Here is a 20429-nt window from a genome sequence, read left to right as displayed (position 1 = left end):
GATGACGGGAGACATACGCGATTCCTCCATCGTGTCAGGGTCATGATCGGCGCTGTGCCCGGTCCTGCCTTGTCGATGCGAGTTCACGCCGGGGGCGGACTCTGGATACCGTTCGGACACCCAAGGGCCAGCATGTGGAGAGGGGAGCCGATCTACGATGCAAGCTCTAAGCTTCAGGAGCGACTGGACTTCCCACACCTCCTCCGATGATCAGTCGGAAGACATGACGCCTGTTTAAGGGCGCCAGGTCCAGATACAAGGAGCGGCTTCAGCCGCGACCGGCATTGTCGGTAACGCCCGTCGCGGCTGAAGCCGCTCCTACGAATGACGACATGCCACGTTGGTTCCGGCAAAGAGCGGGTTATCAGATACCTTACGCCGTCACTGCATCATCGCTCCACACAGGACTTCCGGCCCACCCGCCAAGCAGGGTGGGGATGCGATGATCGACGATCCGTTCCTGCCGTGTGCCGCCCATGCCGATGTTCGCCAAGACCCCACTGGCCGCTTCCCTGCTGCTCGCGCTCGCCGTCGCTGCGCCCGCGCTGGCCGCACCGCCGGCGTCGCCGACGTCCGGCGCAGCGCCGGCCACGGCCGCTGCCAGCGCCGCCGATGCACGCTTCCAGGCCATCTACGAGAAGGAGTGGGCCTGGCGCCAGGCGCAGCTCGGCCAGGCCGACGAGGACAGCGACAGCAGCGGCGACAACCGCCGTCTGCCCGACGTCGGCGCCGCCGCGCAGGCAGCGCGCTTGAAGGTGTGGGAGGACGTGCTGCGGCAGCTGGATACGCTCGATGCGGCCCAGCTTTCGCCGGAGAACCAGGTGAACCTGGCGGTGTACCGGCCGCAGGTGGAGAACCTGGCCGCCTCGGTGCGGCTGCGCGCCTACGAGATGCCGTTCAACTCCGACAGCGCGTTCTGGTCGGACCTGGCGTTCATGGCCCGACGCAATCTGCGCACTGCAGACGAGTACCGCGCCTACATCGCGCGGCTGGAGGACGTGCCGCGCTACTTCGCGCAGCAGACCGACAACATGCGCGCCGGGCTCAAGCGCGGCTTCAGCGTGCCGCGTGCGGTGCTCGATGGCCGCGACGGCGCCATCGCCAATGTGGCCGAACTGAAGGATCCGACCGCGGCGGTGCTGTACACGCCGTTCAAGCAGATGCCGGCGCAGATTCCCGCCGCCGAGCAGGCGCAGCTGCGCGCGCAGGCGCAGGCGGCGCTGCGCGACAAGGTGATCCCGGCCTACGCGCAGCTGCTGACCTTCTATCGCCAGGAGTACATGCCGCAGGCGCGCACCACGCTGGCCGCCGAAGCCCTGCCCGACGGCAAGGCCTTCTACCGCCAGCAGATCCGCGAGTACACCACGCTGGACATGGATCCCGAGCAGATCCACCAGCTCGGCCTGCGCGAGGTGGCGCGGATCCAGAAGGAGATGGACGCGATCATCCAGCAGGTCGGCTTCCAGGCGCCGGCCGGGCAGAAGACCTTCCCGGCGTTCCTGCAGTTCCTGCGCACCGATTCGCAGTTCTACGTGAAGACCCCGCAGGAGCTGCTCGATCGCGCCGCGTGGATCGCCAAGCGGGTGGATGGCGAGGTCGGCAAGTTCATCGGCACGCTGCCGCGCGGGCGCTTCACCATCGTGCCGGTGCCGGCGGACATCGCCCCGTTCTGGACCGCCGGCCGCGGTGGTGTCGGCACCTACTGGCTCAACACCTACGACCTGCCGTCGCGGCCGCTGTACAACCTGCCGGCGCTGACCCTGCACGAATCCTCGCCGGGCCATTCGCTGCAGGGCGCGCTGGCCGAGGAACAGGGCGCGCAGCCGGCGTTCCGCCGCGAGAACTACATCTCCGCCTACGGCGAGGGCTGGGCGCTGTACACCGAGAAGCTGGGCAAGGAGATGGGCATCTACGCCACGCCCTACGAGGACTTCGGCCGGCTCAGCTACGAGATGTGGCGCGCCTGCCGCCTGGTGATCGATACCGGCGTGCACCACAAGGGCTGGACCCGCGCGCAGGCGCAGGCCTATCTGCGCGAGCGCACCGCGCTCAGCGAGCACGAGGTCACCACCGAGGTCGACCGCTACATCTCCTGGCCGGGCCAGGCGCTGAGCTACAAGCTCGGCGAGCTGACCATCCTCGACCTGCGCGCCGAGGCCGAGCGCGAACTCGGCCCGGACTTCGACATCAAGTCCTTCCACGACGCGGTGCTGCAGCAGGGTTCGGTGCCGCTGCCGGTGTTGCAGCAGCAGATCCGCGCCTACATCGCCGCGCGCAAGAAGAAGGCCTGACGGCCGCCGCGCGGGCCGGCGCCGCTTCCCGCGGGAAGCGCGCCAGCCTGTGCGGGATCAGCCGGCCACGCGCGGCCCGGCGATGCGCGCGGCGAACGTCGGCAGCACCAGCAGGGTCAGCGCGGTGGCGGTGAGCAGTCCACCGATCACCACCGTCGCCAGCGGTTTCTGCACCTCCGCCCCGGCGCCGCTGGCGATGGCCATCGGCAGGAAGCCGACGATCGCCACCAGCGCGGTGGTCAGCACCGCGCGCAGGCGGCTGGCCGCGCCGTCGATCGCCGCCTGCCACGGCGCCTCGCCGGCCTGGCGGCGCTCGCCGATGGCCTGCATCAACACCAGCCCGTTCAAGGTCGCCACGCCGGACACGGCAATGAAGCCGACCGCCGCCGAGACCGAGAACGGCATGCCGCGCAGCAGCAGGGCGAGGATGCCGCCGACCAGCGCCAGCGGCACGCAGCCGAACACCAGCAACGCTTCCCTGGCGTTGCGCAGAGCCATGAACAGCAGGCTGCCGATCAGCAGGAACACCACCGGCACCACCATCGCCAGGCGACGTTCGGCGCGCTGCAGGTTCTCGAACTGCCCGCCCCAGCGCAGGTAGGCGCCCGGCGGCAGCGCTACTTCGGCCACCGCCGCCTGCGCTGCGGCGACGAAGCCGCCCAGGTCGCGACCGCGCACGTTGGCCTGCACCACCACGCGGCGGCTGCCGTTGTCGCGGCTGATCTGGTTCGGTCCTTCGCTGACGTCGATCCGCGCCACCGAGGACAACGGAATCACCTGCCCGGCCGGCGTGGCGATCGGCAGTGCGGCCAGCTGGTCCGGATCGTTGCGCGCGGCGTCGTCCAGCCGCACCACCACGTCGAAGCGGCGGTCGCCCTCGAAGATCCGCCCGGCCGCGGCGCCGCCGATGCCGGTGCTCACCGCCTCGCTGACGTCGGCCGCGGTCAGCCCGAGTTGCGCGGCCGCGACGTGGTCGATGCGCACGTTGAGCGTGGGCAGGCCGGCGACCTGTTCCACCCGCACGTCGGCGGCGCCGGGCACCGCACGCAGTTTCAGCGCCACCTGGTCGGCGGTGGCGCGCAGGCGCTGCATGTCGTCGCCGAACACCATCACCGCCAGGTCGGTACGCACGCCGGAGATCAACTCGTTGAAACGCAATTCGATCGGCTGGCTGAATTCCACGCCGTTGCCCAGCTGCTGCCCCGCCAGTTGTTCCAGGCGTTCCACCAGCGCTTCCTTGTGCAATGCCGGATCGGGCCACTGCGCGCGTGGCTTCAGCATGATCACGCTGTCGGAGATGTTGGTCGGCATCGGGTCGATCGCCGCCTCGGCGGTGCCGGTGCGCGAGAACACCGCCGCCACCTCAGGCTGCTGGGCGATGGCCGTCTCCAGTGCCAGCTGCATCGCCAGCGACTGCTCCAGCGAGGTCGAGGGTACGCGCAACGCCTGCATCGCCACGTTGCCTTCGTCCAGCGTCGGCATGAACTCGCGGCCCAGTAGCGTGAATGCGCCGACGCCGAGCACGCCCATCAGCGCCACGCCAGCGGCCACCGTGCGCGGACGCGCGACCGCGCCGCCGATCAGCGGTTGCAGGCGCCGCCGCAGCCGGCCGATCAACCAGGTCTCGTGCTCGCCGGCGTGGTCCGGGGCTGCATCGGCGCGCGGGGTCGGCTCGCGCACCAGCAGCGCGGCCATCGCCGGCACGAAGGTGAAGGAGAACAGGAACGCGCCGACCAGGGCCAGCATGAAGGTCGCCGCCATCGGCTGGAACGTCTTGCCCTCCACGCCCTCCAGGGTGAGGATCGGCGCGAACACCAGCAGGATGATCAACTGCCCGAACGCCGCCGGCCGCGCCATCTTGCGTGCCGCCTCGGCCGCCACGCCCAGGCGCTCGGCCGCGGTGAGGGCGCGGCCCAGCGCGGCGCGGCGCTGGCCCAACAGCAGCAGCGTCGACTCGACCACGATCACCGCGCCGTCGACCAGGATGCCGAAGTCCAGCGCGCCCAGGCTCATCAGGTTGCCGCTGATGCTGAAGCGCTGCATGCCGATCACCGCGAACAGGAACGACAACGGGATCACCAGCGCGGCGATCGCCGCCGCGCGCAGGTTGCCCAGCAGCAGGAACAGCACCACCACCACCAGCAACGCGCCTTCGGTGAGGTTCTTGGCCACCGTGCGGATGGTGGCGTTGACCAGCACGCTGCGGTCCAGCACCGGCATGGCGACGATGTCCGGCGGCAGCGTGGCGTTGACCTGCTGCAAGCGCGCGGCCGCGGCCTGCGCCACGGTGCGGCTGTTGTCGCCGGCGAGCATCAACGCCGTGCCCAGCACCGCCTCGTGGCCGTTGCGGCTGGCCGCGCCCAGGCGCGGTGCGCGGCCGGTTGCGACCTCGGCCACGTCGGCCACACGGATCACCACGCCATTGCGGGTGGCCACCGGCGCCTGCGCGAGATCGTCGGCGCCCAGCGCCAGGCCGTCGGCACGCACCACCAGGCCTTCGCCGGCGCGCTGCACGAAGCCGGCGCCGGCCTGCACGTTGGCGCGCTGCAGGGCCGTCACCAGATCGGCCAGGCCCAGGCCATGCGCGGCCAGCCGCGCGGTGTCCGGATGCACGGCGTATTCCTTGACGTAGCCGCCGATCGTGTCGACCCCGGCCAGGCCCGGGCTGGAGCGCATCTGTGGCGCGATGATCCAGTCCTGTACGGTGCGCAGGTAGGTGGCGCGTTCCTGCGGCGTACGCAGCAGTTCGCCTTCCGGCGTGCAGTAGATTCCGCCGGCCTGCCAGCCCGCGGCGCCCGGCCGCGCCAGCCGGGCCGGGTCGAACGCGGTGAAGTCCACCGTCCACATCAGCACCTCGCCCAGGCCGGTGGTCACCGGCGACAGCCGCGGCGTCACGCCGTCGGGCAGATCCTCGGCCGCCTCGCGCATGCGCTCGGCCACCTGCTGGCGGGCGAAGTACAGATCGGTGGCGTCGCTGAAGATCGCGGTGACCTGCGAGAAGCCGTTGCGCGACAGCGAGCGCGTGGTGACCAAGCCGGGAATGCCGGCCAGCGCCGTCTCCAGCGGATAGGTCACCTGGCGTTCGATCTGCTCGGGGGTCAGCGCCGGGGCGACGGTGTTGAGCTGCACCTGGCGGTTGGTGATGTCCGGGACCGCGTCGATCGGCAGCCGGCCCAACTGGTACAGGCCCCAGCCGGCGATCAGCGCGGCCAGGAACAGCACCAGCCAGCGCAGGCGCACCGCGGTGTCGATGATGAGAGTGAACATGGTCGCCTCCTCAGTGGCCGTGCTCGGCGTCGCCCTTGGCCAGTTCGGCCTTGAGCAGGAAGGCGTTGCGGCCGGCGATGCGTTCGCTGCCGAGCAACCCGTCGAGGATCTCGATGCGGTCGCCGGCGCGGCGTCCGGTCAGCACCGGCTGGGCGCGGAAGCCCTCGGCGACGGCGACGAACACCGCGCTGCGGCCTTCCACGGTCTGCACCGCGTCGGCCGGCACGCTCAGCGCGGTGTCCTGGCCTTCGGTGACGACCACCGCCGACACCGGCGACCCCGCCGGCGGCAGCGGCGCGGTGACCGGCATGGCGCGGATCACCGCGGCACCGCCCGGGGCGCGCAGGTCGGCGGTCGCCGCAGTGACCGTGGCGGCGAAACTGGCGCCTGGCGCGCTCACCTCCAGCGTCGTCCCCGGTGCGACCTGCGCCGCCAGTGCCGGCGGCGCGGCGAACACCAGTTCGTTCATGGCCGGATCGGTGACCTCGGCCACCACGCTGCCGGCCGCGACCACGCTGCCCGGGGTGACCTGCACCGCGCCGACCCGCCCGTCCAGCGGGCTGACGATGCGCACGCGGCCGCTGGCGTCGGGCGCGCCGTTGGCCGCAGCCTGCGCCTGTGCCGCCGCGGCCTGCGCACGCGCCGCCACGGCCCGCGCATGCGAGCTTTCCAGCTCCTGGCGGGCGACCACGCCCTGCGCGACTAAGGTCTGGTCGCGCGCATGCGCCAGCCGCGCGGCCTCGGCCTCGGCGCTGGCGGCCAGCGCATTGGCGCGGAACACCGCGGCCTCGCCGCTGACCACGATCGCCAGCGGCTGCCCACGGCGCACCGTGCTGCCGGGCGCGACCAGCACGCGCTCGACGCGGCCGGTGATGCTCGCCGCCACCGCGGCGCGCGCGCCCACCGCCGGTTCGACCCGGCCGGCCAGGCGGGTCGATGCGCCACCGCCGCGGCCGACCGCGACCACCTCGATCCCGGATGCGGCGCGTTGCTGCGGGGTCAGCCCTACCGTATCGCCGGCATCGGCATCGGCATCGGCATCGGGCGTGTCGGCGCGCTCGCGCGCGGCGTCCTCGCGTTCAGTGCCATGGCCGTGGGCATCGTCGGCCGCCGGGGCGGCCTGCTTGTCGCCGGCGCACGCGGCCAGCAGCAGTGCCAGCAGGAGCCCCAGCAGCAGGCAGCCGGCGCGGAAGATCGGACTGGACAGGTTCATTGGACCTCCATGAACGGCGCGCGCCCTTCCAGGCGGGCCAGCTCGATTTCTGCCGTGACCCGCGCCAGGCGGGCGTCCACGGCGATGCCGCGGGCGGCGATGAGCGCAGCACGGGTGCTGCGCAGTTCCAGTTGTGCGATGCGCCCGGCATCGAAGCCGATGCGGGCCAGGCGATAGGCCTCCTCCGCGGCCGCCACGCCGTCGTCGGCCGCGCGCGTGCGGCTACCGGCGGCCTTCAGCGTGGCGAGCGCGGCCAGGCGGTCGGCGGCGCTGGCGCGGCGTTGCTGGTCCAGCCGCGCCTCGGCCGCGCGCTGTTCGGCGCTGGCGGCACGGATGCCGCCGCGGTTGCGGTCGAACAGCGGCACGCTGAGGCTGACGCCGAGCGTGTAGGCGTGGGCGCGGTCCTCGCGGAAGCGGGTCTGCCCGGCGGTCAGGCTCAGGTCGGGCAGGGCGCGCTTGCGCTCCACCTCGACCAGGCGTGCGGCGGCCTCGGCCTCGGCGCTGGCGATGCGCACCGGCAGCGCCGCCGCCTCACGCGCGCGCGGCAGTGGGGGCGCGCGGTCGAGCAGGCCGGCGTCGATGGACTGCACCGGCGTCTCCAGCAGGGCGATCGCGGCCAGGCGCGCCAGCGCCGCGTCGCGGAATGCCTGCGCCTCGTCCACGGCGGCGCTGGCATCGGCCACCTCGCTGCGCGCCTGCACCGCACGCAGTTGCGGCTCGCGGCCCTGCGCGACCATCGCGGCCATCGCCGCCGCATCGTCGCGGGTCAGCGCCAGCGCCTGTTCGGCCAGGGCGGCGCGGCGCAACGCGGCCTCCGCCTGCGCGTAGGCCAGCGCCAGTTCGCCGGCGGCATCGCTGCGGCTCTGCGCGCCGCGCAACGCAGCGCTGTCGGCCTCGGCGCGTGCCGCGCGCACGCGTGCGCCGCGCTGGCCCCAGAGCTCCAGCGGCTGCGACAGGCTGAGCGTGGTTTCGGCCCGGCCCGTGCCGGCATAGGCGCCGGTGCCCCAGGCGTTTTCGGTGGAGTAGGACAGCGACGGGTTGGGCAGCGCACGGGCCTGTTCGGCGCGTGCGTCTGCGGCCTCGGCCAGCGCCGCGCCCACGCGGGTGCCGGGCAACTGGTCGAGGCGTTCGAGCAAGGTGTCGTAGGAAGGGGCGGTCTGCGCCATCGCCAGCGCGGCCGGGGCCAGGCCCAGCAGCACGGCGACGACCCGCCCGGCCGCGCGCGGCGGCCGACGTGTCGGAGTCGACATGAAGAAATTCCAGAGGTGAGGGAAACGGAAACCCGCGATCGCGGGACACGCTCAACTCACGCCCGGGGAGGTCGCTTCAATCCGTCCTGGACGAGACCGTCGGGTGCGGCCTCGCCGGCCTGCATCCAGCGCGCCGGTCGTGGCGCGCCGAGCATGGCGAGGGTGCTCGCCGGCAGGCTCAGATTCGAGTGGTGGCAATGATTGTGGCTGCAGCTGCCGGCGTGCTTGCCGTCGCTGTCGTCGCCATCGGCATGCGCCGCGGCGGGCGTGTGCACGGCGTCGGCGGACTCCGGCTCCAGCGCGCAGGCCAGCGCATCGGCCACCGGCACGACCACGAATGCCGCCAGCAGCAGCAGCAGGGAGGTACGCAGTGGTCGGAACAGGCGGCGCATGACCGGGGCAGGCTAGCAAGCCGATTCGGCCGGATACAATAGCAACGCCTGCTCGGTCCAGCGGCCCGGACCCGCACATCGTGCCCGGCCCCTGTGGACAACTTGCACAAGTGCTTGATCGCCTGCATAATGCGCGGCTCGCTGTGCCCGGCTCCGGTCGGAACGGCGGCCGGATGCGCGATCTCCGGCCGGCCTCTTGCAGCGTAACCGCTTGATTTCCCACGTCGCGTGGTGGCCGCAAGGCTGCCGGGGCCGCCGTCTCCCAGGCTATGGGCGACTCAAACTACTATCGAGGTGCGCAATGTCCCGCGTATGCCAAGTGTCCGGCAAGCGTGTGCAGACGGGTAACAACGTCTCCCACGCCAACAACAGAACCCGTCGTCGCTTCCTGCCCAACCTGCACGAGCGCCGCTTCTGGGTCGCCAGCGAGAACCGCTGGGTCAAGCTGAAGGTTTCCGCGCACGCGCTGCGCACCATCGACAAGAACGGCATCGACAGCGTTCTGGCTGAGCTGCGTGCGCGCGGCGAAAAGGTCTGAGGAGTAGAGCATCATGGCAGGCAAGCGCGATAAGGTCCGTATGATTTCCTCGGCCGGTACTGGCCACTTCTACACCACGGACAAGAACAAGAAGAACACCCCGGGGAAGATGGAATTCCTCAAGTACGATCCGGTCGTGCGCAAGCACGTCCTGTACAAGGAAGGCAAGATTAAGTGATCGGCTGATCCTCGGATCGCTGCTCACGCTGGACACGGAACCCGCCGCAAGGCGGGTTTCGTGCGTCTGGGGGCATGGAAAAACCCGCCGTTGATGCGGCCATGGTTGCGTTTGTCGGCGCAGTCCGCAGAATCGGGCGACCTGGGTTGCGAGGATCGCGATGCTGCCGGTCTGGTTGGAAGGCACGTGGCTGCTGGCGCTGGACTGGTTGATCCGGCTGGTGGCGCTGTTGTGGATCCCCACCCGCACCACGCCGGGCGCGGCGCGCAGCTGGCTGCTGCTGGTGGGCTTCGTGCCGTTGCTGGGGCTGCCGCTGTACCTGTTGCTCGGTCACCCCTGGCTGTCGCGCGAGCGCATCCGCCGCCAGGCGCTGGCCTCGCAGGTCATCCGCGAGCAGCAGGTGCCGCTGACCGCGCTGCGCTGGGCGCCGCCGGCCGACACCGTGGTCGCCGAGGTGGTGCCGCTGGTCGAGCGCCAGGGCGACTTCATGCCGACCCACGGCAACAGCGTCGAGCTGCTCGACCGCTATGCGTCCTCGCTGCAGGCGCTGATCGACGACATCGACGCGGCGGTCGAGCGCGTGCACCTGCTGTACTACCTGATGTTCGACGACGCGGTCGGCGATGCGGTGAGCGCCGCGTTGCTGCGCGCCGCCGCGCGTGGCGTGCACTGCCGGTTGCTGCTGGATGCGCGCGGCGGTCGTCGTGGCCTGTGCCGCTACCGCAGGCGCCTGCACGCGGCCGGGGTCGAGGTGCAGGCGCTGTTGCCGGGCGGGCTGCGCTGGCGCCGTAGCGGCCGCATGGATCTGCGCAACCATCGCAAGATCGCGGTGATCGACAACCGCGTCGGCTACATCGGTTCGCAGAACCTGGCCGAGCCGCAGTTCGTCCCCGGCCATCCCAATCGCGAACTGGTGGCGCGGGTGCAGGGGCCGGTGGTGGCGCATCTGGAAGCGGTGTTCGCCAGCGACTGGTTCATCGAGACCGGGCAGCGCCTGAGCGTGGTCGCCCCGGCCTCCATCCACGGCGGCGGCGTCGCCACGCAATTGTTGCCCAGCGGGCCGGCGTACCCGTTCGAGAACGCGCGCGACACGGTCAACGCGCTGATCCACCTGGCGCGGCGGCGCATCGTCATGGTCACGCCGTACTTCGTGCCGGACGAGGCCACGCTCAGCGCGCTGCGCATCGCCGCGCTGTCCGGGGTGGACGTGCAATTGATCGTGTCCGAGAGCAACAACCAGCGGCTCACCGCCTGGGCGCAGGAGGCCTATTACGACGAGTTGCTGCGCAGCGGGGTCAAGATCGCGCTGTACCGGCCGTGCTTCCTGCACGCCAAGCACCTGAGCGTGGACGAGGGCATCGCCCTGGTCGGGTCGATTAACCTGGACATCCGTTCGTTCGCGTTGAACGCCGAGGTCGGCATGCTCTGCTACAGCGCCGCGGTGGTGCAGCGGCTGCGCGCGGTGGAAGCCGACTACCTGGCCGATGCGCGGGTGCTGACGCTGCAGGACTGGCGCAAGCGGCCGGCCTGGCGACGCAGCCGCGAAGGTATCGCGCGCCTGGCCGATGCGCTGATGTGAAGCGCATGCCGATGACAGGCGCATGACGCGCTCATGCGCGATCGGTGCCGGCACATGCGCGACGGTTCTCAGCCACGGGCCGGGCCGGTGGGGGCTTCCCTTACAATCGCCGCATGAATGAGCTTGTGCCCAGCGAACCGGCCGACGCCGACTGCGATATCGCCATCGTCGGCGGCGGCGCGGCCGGCGTACTGGTCGCGTTGCAGTTGCTGCGCCGGGCCGGCACCGCGCTGCGCGTGCAACTGATCGAGTCGCAGCCGGCGCTGGCGCAGGGCGTGGCCTATGCGACGCCCTGCGCCGAGCACCTGCTGAACGTGACGGCCGGGCGCATGAGCGCCTTCGTCGAGGCGCCCGACGATTTCCTCGACTGGCTGCAGCAGCAGGCGCTGTATCCGCAGCTGTCGCGCGCCGCACTGGCCGAGGCCTACGTGCAGCGCCGCCATTACGCCGCCTATCTGCGCGCGCGCCTGCTGCAGGCGCAGGCCGCCGGGCCGGCGCGTCTGCAATGGCGCCAGGCGCGGGTGCTGGCGTTGCACCCGCAGCCGACGGGCGGACAACGCCTGCAGTTGCACGAGGGTGGCCAGTTGCATGCCGGCGCCACCGTGCTGGCGCTGGGCAACAGCCTGCGCCCGCTGCCGGCGCGCGGCGCCCCCAGTCTCGATGCGCCGGCGCGAGTGGAGGCGTGGGATTACGCGCAGTTGCAGGCGATTCCGCGTGAGGCGACGGTGTGCATCGTCGGCTCCGGGCTGAGCATGGCCGACAGCGTGCTGACCCTGCTGGCCAACGCGCACCGTGGCCCGGTGCACGTGGTGTCGCGGCATGCGTTGCTGCCGTTGCCGCACGCTGCGCATGGCGCGCCAGCCGACTTCGATGCGCAGGCGCTGCTGGCGATGCCGCTGCGCCAGCGGATGCGCGCGCTGCGCCGCCACGCCGCCGCGGCGCAGGCGCAAGGCCAGCCCTGGCAGAGCGTGATGGACCGGGTGCGGCCGCTGAGCCAGGCGCTGTGGCAATCGCTGTCGGTGGCCGAGCAGCGCCGCTTCCTGCGCCACGTGGTGCGCTACTGGGACGTGCACCGCCATCGCATCGCCGCACCGGTCTTCGCGCAACTGCAGGCGATGCGCCAAGTCGGCCAGTTGCGCCTGCACCGCGCGCGGCTGGACACGGTGTTCCCGGTCGGCGCCTGCGTGCAGGTCAACGGCATGGGCGCCGATGGCGCGCCGCTGCAGCTCGATGCGCACTGCGTGATCAACGCCACTGGCGTGGAACTGCGCGCGCAGACCATGCGCAATCCGCTGCTGCATCAGTTGCTCGGCTGCGGCCATGCGCAGCCGGGGCCGCACGGCATCGGCGTGGGCAGCGCCGCCGACGGGGCGCTGCTCGACGCTGACGGCCGCGCCACGCCACGCATCCGCGTGCTCGGCAGCCTGCGCATCGGCAGCTTGTGGGAAAGCCTGGCGATCCCCGAGCTGCGGGTGCAGGCGCAGCAGACCGCGCAAGCCTTGCTGACGTTGGAGTTGCCGGTCGCCGCCGTGCATTGAGCGCCGCGGCGCATGCCGGCCGCGGTTGCGCGCGGCGCAGCCGCGACCTCCTTTTGTAGGAGCGGCTTCAGCCGCGACCCGGGATTTCGGGAAAGCCCGTCGCGGCTGAAGCCGCTCCTACAGGGACAGGACCTTCGCGTCGTTTCTAGCCGCGACCGGCATTGCCGGTCCTGCAGGCGGGGCTCCTATCGCGATCCGCGGCTTCCCTCCACCGCGTCCTGCGGCGTGCGCCCGAGCAGCCCGCAGATCGCGATCGCCGCCAGCGCGGTGATCGCCGCCAGCACCCGGGTGAGCGTGCCGAAGGCCGCGGCGTAGGCCAAGCGCAGTTGCGCTGCGGACAACGCGCCTTCCTGTAAGGATGCCGGTAGATCGCCGGCGACCAGCCGCTGTGCGGTGTCCGCCAGGGCCGCGTGCGGCAGCAGCGGCGCAAGCGCGGCCAGCCGCACTTGCAGCAACGCCGCCAGCAAGGCCGCCACGCTGGCCAGCGCGATGCCTTCGCCGGCCACGCGCAAGGTGCCGAACAGGCCGGCGGCCATGCCGGCGCGTTCGGTCGGCACCACGCTGACCGACAGTGCATCCATCAGGCCCCAGGGCAGGGCGGTGCCGGCGCCGATCAACAGCAGCGCCGGCAGCGCCTGCGCCGGTGGCCGCGCGCCCAGCCAGCACAGGCCGGCCGCGGCCACCGCCAACCCGGCCGCGGACAGCCAGGCCGGGGCGATGCGCTGCGCCAGTGCGGCGGCCAGGCTCGGCACCAGCAGCATCGGCGCCGACAGCGCCAGCAGCGTCAGGCCGGCGCTGGCGGCCGGCGCGCCATCCACGCCGATCATGCGCAGCGGCAGCAGCACCAACAGCACCACATAGCTGTAGCAGGTGGCGACCGGCAGCAGCTGCACGCCGACGAAGCGCCGGTAGCGGAACAGGCTCAGGTCCAGCAGCGGATGGCGGCGGCGCCGTTCGATCCGCACGAAAGCGAGCAGCAGCAGTGCGGCGGCACCGAGCAGGGCCAGTGTCGCGGCGCTGCCCCAGCCGCTGTGCGGGCCCTGGATCAGGCCAGCGGTGAACAGCGCCAGCGCCGCGCTGAAACACAGCGCGCCGGCACGGTCGGGCGGCCCGGCGGCCGGAGCGCGCGAGGCGGGCAGCCAACGCGCGGCCAGTGCCCACGCCAGCGCCGCGACCACGGCCACGCCGAAGAAGATCGCGCGCCAGCCCAGCCGTTCGCTCAGGGCGCCGGCGGCCAGCGGGCCGAACGCCAGGCCGGTGCCGAAGGTGGTGCCAAGCAGGCTGAACGCGCGCGTGCGCGCCGCGCCGGTGTACAGCTGCGCCAGCGCCGCGGTGCCGGCGGCGAGCGCAGCGGCGGCACCGACGCCTTGCAGCGCCCGCCACAGGTCGATCGCCGCGACCGAGCCGGCCATGGCCACGCCCAGGCTGGCCGTGGCGAACAGCGCCAGGCCGCCGAGGAACACCCGACGACGTCCATGCCGATCGGCGAGCGCGCCGGCGGCCAGCAGCAGGCTGCCGAAGCTGAGCATGAACGCGTTGGTGATCCAGGCCAGGGCCAGCGCGCTGCCGCCCAGGGCCGCGCCGATCGCCGGGCTGGCGACGGCGCCGCCGGAGAAGTTCAGCGGCAGTGCCAGGGCGGCCAGGCACACCGCGGCCAGGGCGGCGCCGCGGCGCGGCACGGGAGTGGAGCGGGAGGGCGAAGCGGAGGTTGAAGCGGAGGTTGAAGCGGAGGTCATCGGAGCGACTCTTGCGGCGAGATCGGGATGCCACTAGAGATACCGATGCGGCAATCCGCGAAAAAGGCTGCAATCCTCCGCGCTTTGCGGAATGGAACGCTCTAATATCCCGGCATGGACCGCCTCACCGGCATCGTTGCCTTCGTCCGCACCGCCGAACAGCGCAGTTTCGTCGGCGCCGGCCGCGTGCTCGGCATCTCGGCCTCGGCGGTGGGCAAGAGCGTGGCCGCGCTGGAGCGCGCGCTCGGCGTGCGCCTGCTGCAGCGAACCACCCGGCGCATCGCGTTGACCGCCGAGGGCGCGCTGTTCCTGGAGCATTGCCAGCGCGTGCTGGCCGAGCTGCGCGAGGCCGAGGACGCGCTGGCGCAGACCCGGCAGGCGCCGCGCGGACGGCTGCGGGTCGGCCTGCCGACCATCGGCTACCGCTTCCTGGTGCCGCTGCTGCCCGAGTTCCGCCAGCGCTATCCGGACGTGGAACTGGACCTGGCGTTCGACGACCGCGTGGTCGACCTGCTCGAACACGGCCTGGACGCGGTGATCCGCAGCGGCGTGCAGGCCGACTCGCGGCTGCTGGCGCGGCGCCTGGGGTCGTTCCGTTTCCACCTGTGTGCCGCGCCGGAGTACCTGCGCCGCCGTGGCGTGCCGCAGACCCCGGCGCAGTTGGCCGCGCACGACGGCGTGCTATTCCGCGTTCCCGGCACCGGCAAGCCGCAGGACTGGCCACTGGCGGAACCGGCGCCGCTGCCGCCGGGGGTGCTCACCTGCAACAACATGGAAGCGGTGCGCGCGGCGGCGATCGCCGGCATGGGCATCGCCTGCATGCCGGCGTTCCTTGCGCAAGATGCACTGGCCGACGGCCGCCTGCAGTCGGTCCTGGACGCGCACCTGGCCGACGGGGGCGCGTTCTTCGTGGTGTGGCCCTCGAGCCGGCAACTGTCGCCGAAGCTGCGCGTGTTCGTGGATTTCCTCGCCGAGCGGCTGTTCCGCGCCGACTGAGGCGATGCCGCACGCCGATCGGCGCGCGCTGTCGCAGCCGCTGCGCCGCCGCACCGGCTAAAATGCGCGGGTGGATGTCTCTCATTTGCTCGACGATCTGAACCCCGCCCAGCGCGAGGCCGTTTCCGCACCGCCCGGCCATTACCTGGTCCTGGCCGGCGCCGGGTCCGGCAAGACGCGCGTGCTCATTCACCGCATCGCCTGGCTCAACGAAGTCCAGCGCGTGCCGGTGCACGGCATCTTTGCGGTCACCTTCACCAACAAAGCGGCCGGCGAGATGCGCCAGCGCACCGACCTGCAATTGCGCAACGGCAGCCGCGGCATGTGGATCGGCACCTTCCACGGCCTGGCGCACCGGCTGCTGCGCCTGCACTGGCAGGACGCGAAGCTGCCCGAGAGCTTCCAGGTGCTCGATTCGGATGACCAGCTGCGGCTAGTCAAGCGCGTGGTGCAGCAGCTGGAACTGGACGAGGGCAAGTTCCCGCCCAAGCAGATCGTGTGGTGGATCAACCAGCAGAAGGACGAGGGCCGCCGCGCCCAGCACATCCAGCCGGAGCCGCGCGACGAGTGGGTCACCACCCTGCGCAGCGCCTACGCGCTGTACCAGGAGCGCTGCGACCGTGCCGGCCTGGTCGACTTCGCCGAACTGCTGCTGCGCGCGCACGAACTGCTGCGCGACACCCCGGCGCTGCTGGCGCACTACCGCGCCCGCTTCGGCGAGATCCTGGTCGACGAGTTCCAGGACACCAACGCCATCCAGTACGCGTTCGTGCGCGTGCTTGCCGGCGACAGCGGCCACGTGTTCGTGGTCGGCGACGACGACCAGGCGATCTATGGCTGGCGCGGCGCCAAGGTCGAGAACGTGCAGCGCTTCCTCACCGATTTCCCCAGCGCGCAGACCATCCGCCTGGAGCAGAACTACCGCTCCAGCGCCAACATCCTCAACGCCGCCAATGCGGTGATCGCGCACAACCCCGACCGCATCGGCAAGCAGCTGTGGACCGATTCGGGCGACGGCGAGCCGATCGACCTGTACGCGGCCTACAACGAGGTGGACGAGGCGCGTTACGTGGTCGAGCGCGTGCGCCAGTGGGTACGCGACGGCGGCAGCTACAGCGAGGCGGCGGTGCTCTACCGCAGCAACGCGCAGTCGCGCGCGTTCGAAGAGGCGCTGATCGCCGAACAGGTGCCGTACCGCGTCTATGGCGGCATGCGCTTCTTCGAGCGCGCCGAAATCAAGGACACCCTGGCCTACCTGCGCCTGGTCGCCAACCGTGCCGACGATGCGGCGTTCGAGCGCGCGGTGAACACGCCGGCGCGCGGCATCGGCGACCGCACGCTCGACGAGGTGCGGCGGCTGGCGCGCGCGCAGTCGCTGTCGCTGTGGGCGGCGGCGCAACAGGCCGCGCAGCAGGGCGGCGAACTGGCCGCACGCGCGCGCAACGCGCTGGGCCAGTTCCTGGGCCTGATCGAGCAACTGGCCGCGGAAGTGGCCGGGCTACCGCTGCCCGAGCAGATCGACCAGGTGCTGGCGCGCTCCACCCTGCGCGAGCACTGGAGCAAGGAGAGCCGCGGCGGGCTGGATTCGGAATCGCGCACCGACAACCTCGACGAACTGGTGTCGGTGGCCTCGCGCTTCGTCCGCGCCGACGGCGACGAGGACGCCGACGAAGGCCGCCAGGCGATGACCGAACTGGTCGCGTTCCTGGCCTACGCCTCGCTGGAGGCCGGCGAAGGCCAGGCCCAGGCCGGCGAGGAGGGCGTGCAGCTGATGACCCTGCACTCGGCCAAGGGCCTGGAATTCCCGATCGTGTTCCTGGCCGGCATGGAAGACGGCCTGTTCCCCAGTGCGCGTTCGCTGGAAGAGAGCGGGCGCCTGGAGGAAGAGCGGCGCCTGGCCTACGTCGGCATCACCCGCGCCCGCCACAAGCTGGTGCTGAGCTATGCCGAATCGCGGCGCATCCACGGCCAGGACAACTACAACGTGCCCTCGCGCTTCCTGCGCGAGATCCCGCGCGAGCTGCTGCACGAAGTACGGCCGAAGGTGCAGGTCTCGCGCAGCGCATCGCTGGGCGCGCCGCGCAGCATGGGGCATGGCGTGATCGAGGCGCCGGCGGTCAAGCTCGGTGCCAACGTGCAGCATCCCAAGTTCGGCGGCGGCGTGGTCATCGACTACGAAGGCAGCGGCGCCCACGCCCGCGTGCAGGTGCAGTTCGACGAGGCCGGCGCCAAGTGGCTGGTGATGGCGTACGCCAATCTGACGGTGCTGTAGGCCGCGGCGATGGTGGTATGCCGGGGGGCGGCGTGGTGCGCAGGTCGCCCGCCGACCGCTCCGGCGCGGACTGCATCATCCCAACGTCGCGGCAGCCACCACGAACTGCGGTGCAGTCTCGAACTGCGCGATGTGGTCGGAAAGGTGCAGATGATCGTAATCGGCACCCACGCGCTCCATCTCCGCGGCACAGTCGAGAAGGAACTGCGCGATCGCCTTCAGCTCGCCGGGGCCGCCGCTAACGCGATTGGCCGCAGCCGTGTCAGTCGGTGCCCGCTGCGTGTGGTGGCGCCTGAGCGCCGCGCCGTCGCCGCGCCTCCAACACTGCGTAGCCGGCGCAGGCGAGCAGCAACGGGCCGAGGTAGTAGAAGGCGCGGTAGGCCAGCAACGCCGCCAGCAGTTCCGCTTGCGGCGCTTGCGACCCCAGCAGCGGCAGCACCACCGCTTCCAGCACGCCGATACCGGCCGGCACGTGCGCGATGGCGGTGGCCACGGCCGCCGCCAGCAGTGCGCCGAGCACCGAGGTATAGCCGACACCGGCCGGCATCAGCACGTACAGCAGGGCGCCCATCAGCGCCCAGTTGCCCGTGCCCAGGCCGAGTTGCAGCAGGGCCAGCGGCAACGGCGGCAGGTGCAGGACATGGCCGCGCACCTGCAGGGTGTGCCCATGCGCACGCTGGCAGCCGATCAGATACGCCAGCACTGCGGCCAGCATCGCCGCGCCGATCCACGGCAGCGCCGCACCACTCAGTGACCACTGCGCTGGCATGCGCAGGCGGCCACTGACCAGCAGCACACCAGTCAGCAGCAGATAGCCCATCCAGTTGGTGGCGATGGCGAAGCCGATGACGCGACTGATCGTCGCCAGGCCCAACCCGGCGCGGCCGTACAGGCGGTAGCGGATCGCGGTGCCGCCGATCAGCGCACCGATGTTCAGGCTGAAGGCGTAGGCGATGTCCGCGATCGCCATGACCCGCGGCGTCGCCACCGCATGCGCCGCGTAGCGACGCGCGGCCAGGTCGTAGCCGCCGTACAGCAGGTAGCTGGCCAGGCTCAGGCCGGCCGCGGCGGCCAGGGTGCCGGTACCGTAGCCGGCCAGGGTGGTGCCGACCTGCGCCCAGTCCACCGTGCGCGCCGCGCGGACCAGCAATACCGTCACCAGCACCAGGAAGGCCAGATAGGCGAAGCGGCGCAGCATGCGCCAGCGCGGACGCGCACGGCTCATGGTGCGTGCCGATTGCGTCGCAGCACCGCGGTGCGCGGCGTGCGCGCTGGCAATCGGCTGGCCCACTGCGGCACGTTGCGCAGCACGTGGAACAGCAGCGGCCGCAGCAGCGGTTGCCAGAAGCGCCCGCGCGGTACCTGTGCCGGCACGACTTGCCGGCAATGCCGCTGCATCAGCCGCTGCAGGCGCCCATGCAGGTCGCGCGCGAAGGCGGCGTCGCGGATCACCAGGTTGGCCTCCAGGTTCAGCGCCAGGCTCAGCGGATCCAGGTTGCTCGATCCCACCGTGCTCCAGTGGCCGTCGATCACCGCGACCTTGCCGTGGAACGGGCGCTCGCAGTATTCGAAGATCTGCACGCCGGCGTCGACCAGATGCCGGTACAGCGCGCGTGCGGCGAACAGCGCCAGCGGCGTGTCCGGTTGTCCCTGGAAGATCAGTTTCACCGCCACCCCGCGGCGCGCGGCCGCGCACAGGTCGCGCAGGAAGCCGTAGCCGGGGAAGAAGTACGCATTTGCGACCACGATCTCCTGCCGGGCGCCGCGGAACGCCTGCCGGTAAGCGCGCTCGATGCTACGCGAGCGGCCGGCATTGTCGCGCGGCAGGAAGCACACTTCGGCCTCGCCGGCGGGCGGCACATCGACCTGCGCCTGCGGCGCCCAGCCCGCGCCGGTGCCGTGGGTGGCCAGAGTCCGGCGCACGAACGCGACCATGTCCGCCACCACCGGGCCGTGCACCTCCACCGCGTAGTCCTGCTTGGCCTCCGGTCCGAAATCGGCCAGGTGATCGGCCGACCAGTTGATGCCGCCGATCATGCCGATCCGCCCGTCCACCACCAGCAGCTTGCGGTGCATGCGCCGGAACACGTTCAGGCGCACGCCGAGCAGGGTCGGCTGATGGTCGAACAGGCGCAGCTCGGCGCCGGCTTCGGTCAGTTCGCGCACGAACCCGGGCGAGAGATCCGGCGAGCCGAACGCGTCCACCAGCAGGTGCACGCGCACGCCGCGGCGTGCGGCGGCGACCAGGTGGTCCTTCAGCGCCAGGCCGACCTTGTCCTCGAACCAGATGAAGGTCTCCAGCAACACCTCGCGCCGGGCCGCGTCGATCGCGGCGAAGGCGCGCGGGAAATACGCATCGCCGTTCTCCAGCAACTGCAGGCGGTGGCCCTGGCGCCAGCACGTGTCGCGGTTCGCCGCGCGGTTCACAGCACGATCCTGGCATGCAGTGGGGCGTGGTCGGACAGGTGCGACCACGGGCGGCCGGTCAGCACCCGCGCGGCCTCGATGCGCACATTGCGCAGGTAGATGCGGTCCAGCGGCAGCAGCGGCCAACGCGCCGGGAAGCTGCGCGCCACGCGTCCGTGCAGGTGCGCGAAGGCCTCGGTCAGGCCATGCCGCTGCAGCAGCGGATGCCCGCGCTGGCGCCAGTCGTTGAAGTCGCCGGCGACGATCAGCGGCGCCTGTGCCGGCAGTTCGGCGATCAGCGCGCCGAGCAGGCCGATCTGCCGACGCCGGTGCGCCTCGCGCAGGCCCAGGTGCACGCAGATCGCATGCAGCGCCACGGCATGCCCGGGGATTTCCAGCACCGCATGCAGCAGTCCGCGGTGCTCGTGGCCGGCGATGGAGACATCGCGGTTGACGAAGGAGGCGATCGGGAAGCGCGACAGCAGCGCGTTGCCGTGGTGCCCGTGCGGATACACCGCATTGCGGCCGTAGGCGAACTGCGGCCACAGCGTATCGGCGAGGAATTCGTACTGGCTCTGCGCCGGCCAGTCGGCGTGGCGGCCAGCATGCACCTGATGCTCGCCCAGCACCTCCTGCAGGAACACCAGGTCCGCGGGCAGGGCACGGATCGCCGCGCGCAACTCCGGCAGCATGAAGCGCTGCTTCAGCACGCTGAAGCCCATGTGCGCATTGATGGTCAGCAACTCGATCGCAGGCATGCCGGGGCAGGACGG

General features: G+C 71.6%; 15 protein-coding genes. 7 read left to right on the top strand and 8 right to left on the bottom strand.

Going from position 1 to position 20429, the window contains the following annotated elements:
• Window positions 1–476 precede the first annotated feature (476 nt).
• A complete protein-coding gene (locus GGR64_RS08695; RefSeq protein ID WP_184645165.1) occupies window positions 477–2291 on the top strand; it encodes a DUF885 family protein in 1815 nt (604 codons plus the stop codon).
• Between the two features lie 57 nt (window positions 2292–2348).
• Here the strand turns inward: GGR64_RS08695 and GGR64_RS08690 are convergent, their stop codons facing one another.
• The 4 genes from GGR64_RS08690 to GGR64_RS08675 are packed head-to-tail and all read right to left on the bottom strand — an operon-like array spanning window position 2349 to window position 8413.
• The gene (locus tag GGR64_RS08690; protein ID WP_184645163.1) at window positions 2349–5558 is read right to left on the bottom strand and encodes a CusA/CzcA family heavy metal efflux RND transporter; all 3210 of its coding nucleotides are present in this window, start codon (window positions 5556–5558) and stop codon (window positions 2349–2351) included.
• A 10-nt stretch (window positions 5559–5568) separates the two neighbouring features.
• Window positions 5569–6771: an efflux RND transporter periplasmic adaptor subunit gene (locus tag GGR64_RS08685; RefSeq protein ID WP_184645161.1), complete on the bottom strand. Its 1203-nt coding sequence runs from the start codon at window positions 6769–6771 to the stop codon at window positions 5569–5571.
• The gene (locus GGR64_RS08680) at window positions 6768–8021 is read right to left on the bottom strand and encodes a TolC family protein (RefSeq protein ID WP_184645159.1); all 1254 of its coding nucleotides are present in this window, start codon (window positions 8019–8021) and stop codon (window positions 6768–6770) included. The genes GGR64_RS08685 and GGR64_RS08680 overlap by 4 nt, the downstream gene beginning before the upstream one ends.
• A 56-nt stretch (window positions 8022–8077) precedes the next feature.
• On the bottom strand, window positions 8078–8413 hold the full coding sequence (locus tag GGR64_RS08675) for a hypothetical protein (RefSeq protein ID WP_184645157.1): 336 nt from the start codon (window positions 8411–8413) through the stop codon (window positions 8078–8080).
• 301 nt (window positions 8414–8714) lie between these two features.
• On the opposite strand from GGR64_RS08675, the gene rpmB reads away from it, so the two are divergent.
• The 4 genes from rpmB to GGR64_RS08655 all read left to right on the top strand — a co-directional run bounded on the left by rpmB (window position 8715) and on the right by GGR64_RS08655 (window position 12246).
• Window positions 8715–8951: a 50S ribosomal protein L28 gene (gene rpmB / locus GGR64_RS08670; protein WP_160969509.1), complete on the top strand. Its 237-nt coding sequence runs from the start codon at window positions 8715–8717 to the stop codon at window positions 8949–8951.
• Between the two features lie 10 nt (window positions 8952–8961).
• Window positions 8962–9129 (top strand): 50S ribosomal protein L33, encoded by a 168-nt coding sequence (gene rpmG / locus GGR64_RS08665; protein ID WP_169411268.1) that lies wholly within the window; start codon window positions 8962–8964, stop codon window positions 9127–9129.
• Window positions 9130–9289: 160 nt separating this feature from the next.
• Window positions 9290–10708: a cardiolipin synthase gene (cls, locus tag GGR64_RS08660; protein ID WP_160969507.1), complete on the top strand. Its 1419-nt coding sequence runs from the start codon at window positions 9290–9292 to the stop codon at window positions 10706–10708.
• A 113-nt stretch (window positions 10709–10821) separates the two neighbouring features.
• Window positions 10822–12246, top strand: coding sequence for an FAD/NAD(P)-binding protein (locus tag GGR64_RS08655; protein WP_184645155.1), 1425 nt, complete (start codon window positions 10822–10824; stop codon window positions 12244–12246).
• Window positions 12247–12431: 185 nt separating this feature from the next.
• Here the strand turns inward: GGR64_RS08655 and GGR64_RS08650 are convergent, their stop codons facing one another.
• The gene (locus GGR64_RS08650) at window positions 12432–13925 is read right to left on the bottom strand and encodes an MFS transporter (RefSeq protein WP_326520319.1); all 1494 of its coding nucleotides are present in this window, start codon (window positions 13923–13925) and stop codon (window positions 12432–12434) included.
• Window positions 13926–14096: 171 nt separating this feature from the next.
• Between GGR64_RS08650 and GGR64_RS08645 the strand changes: the two genes are divergently transcribed.
• Complete coding sequence (locus tag GGR64_RS08645) at window positions 14097–14978, top strand: LysR substrate-binding domain-containing protein (RefSeq protein ID WP_184645152.1); 882 nt, start codon at window positions 14097–14099, stop codon at window positions 14976–14978.
• 70 nt (window positions 14979–15048) lie between these two features.
• The gene (uvrD, locus tag GGR64_RS08640; protein WP_160969499.1) at window positions 15049–17250 is read left to right on the top strand and encodes a DNA helicase II; all 2202 of its coding nucleotides are present in this window, start codon (window positions 15049–15051) and stop codon (window positions 17248–17250) included.
• 262 nt (window positions 17251–17512) lie between these two features.
• On the opposite strand, the gene GGR64_RS08635 is transcribed toward uvrD, so the two are convergent.
• From GGR64_RS08635 to GGR64_RS08625, 3 genes are read right to left on the bottom strand one after another with little or no spacing between them, the layout of a single operon-like run.
• Entirely contained in the window at window positions 17513–18475 is a 963-nt protein-coding gene (locus GGR64_RS08635; protein WP_202394914.1) for a UPF0104 family protein, read from the bottom strand.
• Entirely contained in the window at window positions 18472–19677 is a 1206-nt protein-coding gene (gene clsB, locus GGR64_RS08630) for a cardiolipin synthase ClsB (RefSeq protein ID WP_184645148.1), read from the bottom strand. Before clsB ends, GGR64_RS08635 begins: the two co-directional genes overlap by 4 nt.
• Window positions 19674–20414, bottom strand: coding sequence for an endonuclease/exonuclease/phosphatase family protein (locus tag GGR64_RS08625; RefSeq protein ID WP_160969493.1), 741 nt, complete (start codon window positions 20412–20414; stop codon window positions 19674–19676). The genes clsB and GGR64_RS08625 overlap by 4 nt, the downstream gene beginning before the upstream one ends.
• Window positions 20415–20429: the final 15 nt, after the last annotated feature.

The sequence above is a fragment of the Xanthomonas sp. 3307 genome, assembly GCF_014199735.1.
Taxonomy (GTDB): domain Bacteria; phylum Pseudomonadota; class Gammaproteobacteria; order Xanthomonadales; family Xanthomonadaceae; genus Xanthomonas_A; species Xanthomonas_A rydalmerensis.
This window is presented reverse-complemented; position numbering and strand designations above follow the sequence as displayed.

Bases quoted from the DNA above. Each gene is read 5' to 3' on its own strand.
- GGR64_RS08655 (WP_184645155.1), top strand. From the start codon at position 10,822: ATGAATGAGCTTGTGCCCAGCGAACCGGCCGACGCCGACTGCGATATC.
- GGR64_RS08690 (WP_184645163.1), bottom strand. From the start codon at position 5,558: ATGTTCACTCTCATCATCGACACCGCGGTGCGCCTGCGCTGGCTGGTG.
- GGR64_RS08680 (WP_184645159.1), bottom strand. From the start codon at position 8,021: ATGTCGACTCCGACACGTCGGCCGCCGCGCGCGGCCGGGCGGGTCGTC.
- GGR64_RS08675 (WP_184645157.1), bottom strand. From the start codon at position 8,413: ATGCGCCGCCTGTTCCGACCACTGCGTACCTCCCTGCTGCTGCTGCTG.
- GGR64_RS08625 (WP_160969493.1), bottom strand. From the start codon at position 20,414: ATGCCTGCGATCGAGTTGCTGACCATCAATGCGCACATGGGCTTCAGC.
- GGR64_RS08645 (WP_184645152.1), top strand. From the start codon at position 14,097: ATGGACCGCCTCACCGGCATCGTTGCCTTCGTCCGCACCGCCGAACAG.
- cls (WP_160969507.1), top strand. From the start codon at position 9,290: ATGCTGCCGGTCTGGTTGGAAGGCACGTGGCTGCTGGCGCTGGACTGG.
- GGR64_RS08635 (WP_202394914.1), bottom strand. From the start codon at position 18,475: ATGAGCCGTGCGCGTCCGCGCTGGCGCATGCTGCGCCGCTTCGCCTAT.
- GGR64_RS08685 (WP_184645161.1), bottom strand. From the start codon at position 6,771: ATGAACCTGTCCAGTCCGATCTTCCGCGCCGGCTGCCTGCTGCTGGGG.
- GGR64_RS08695 (WP_184645165.1), top strand. From the start codon at position 477: ATGCCGATGTTCGCCAAGACCCCACTGGCCGCTTCCCTGCTGCTCGCG.
- rpmB (WP_160969509.1), top strand. From the start codon at position 8,715: ATGTCCCGCGTATGCCAAGTGTCCGGCAAGCGTGTGCAGACGGGTAAC.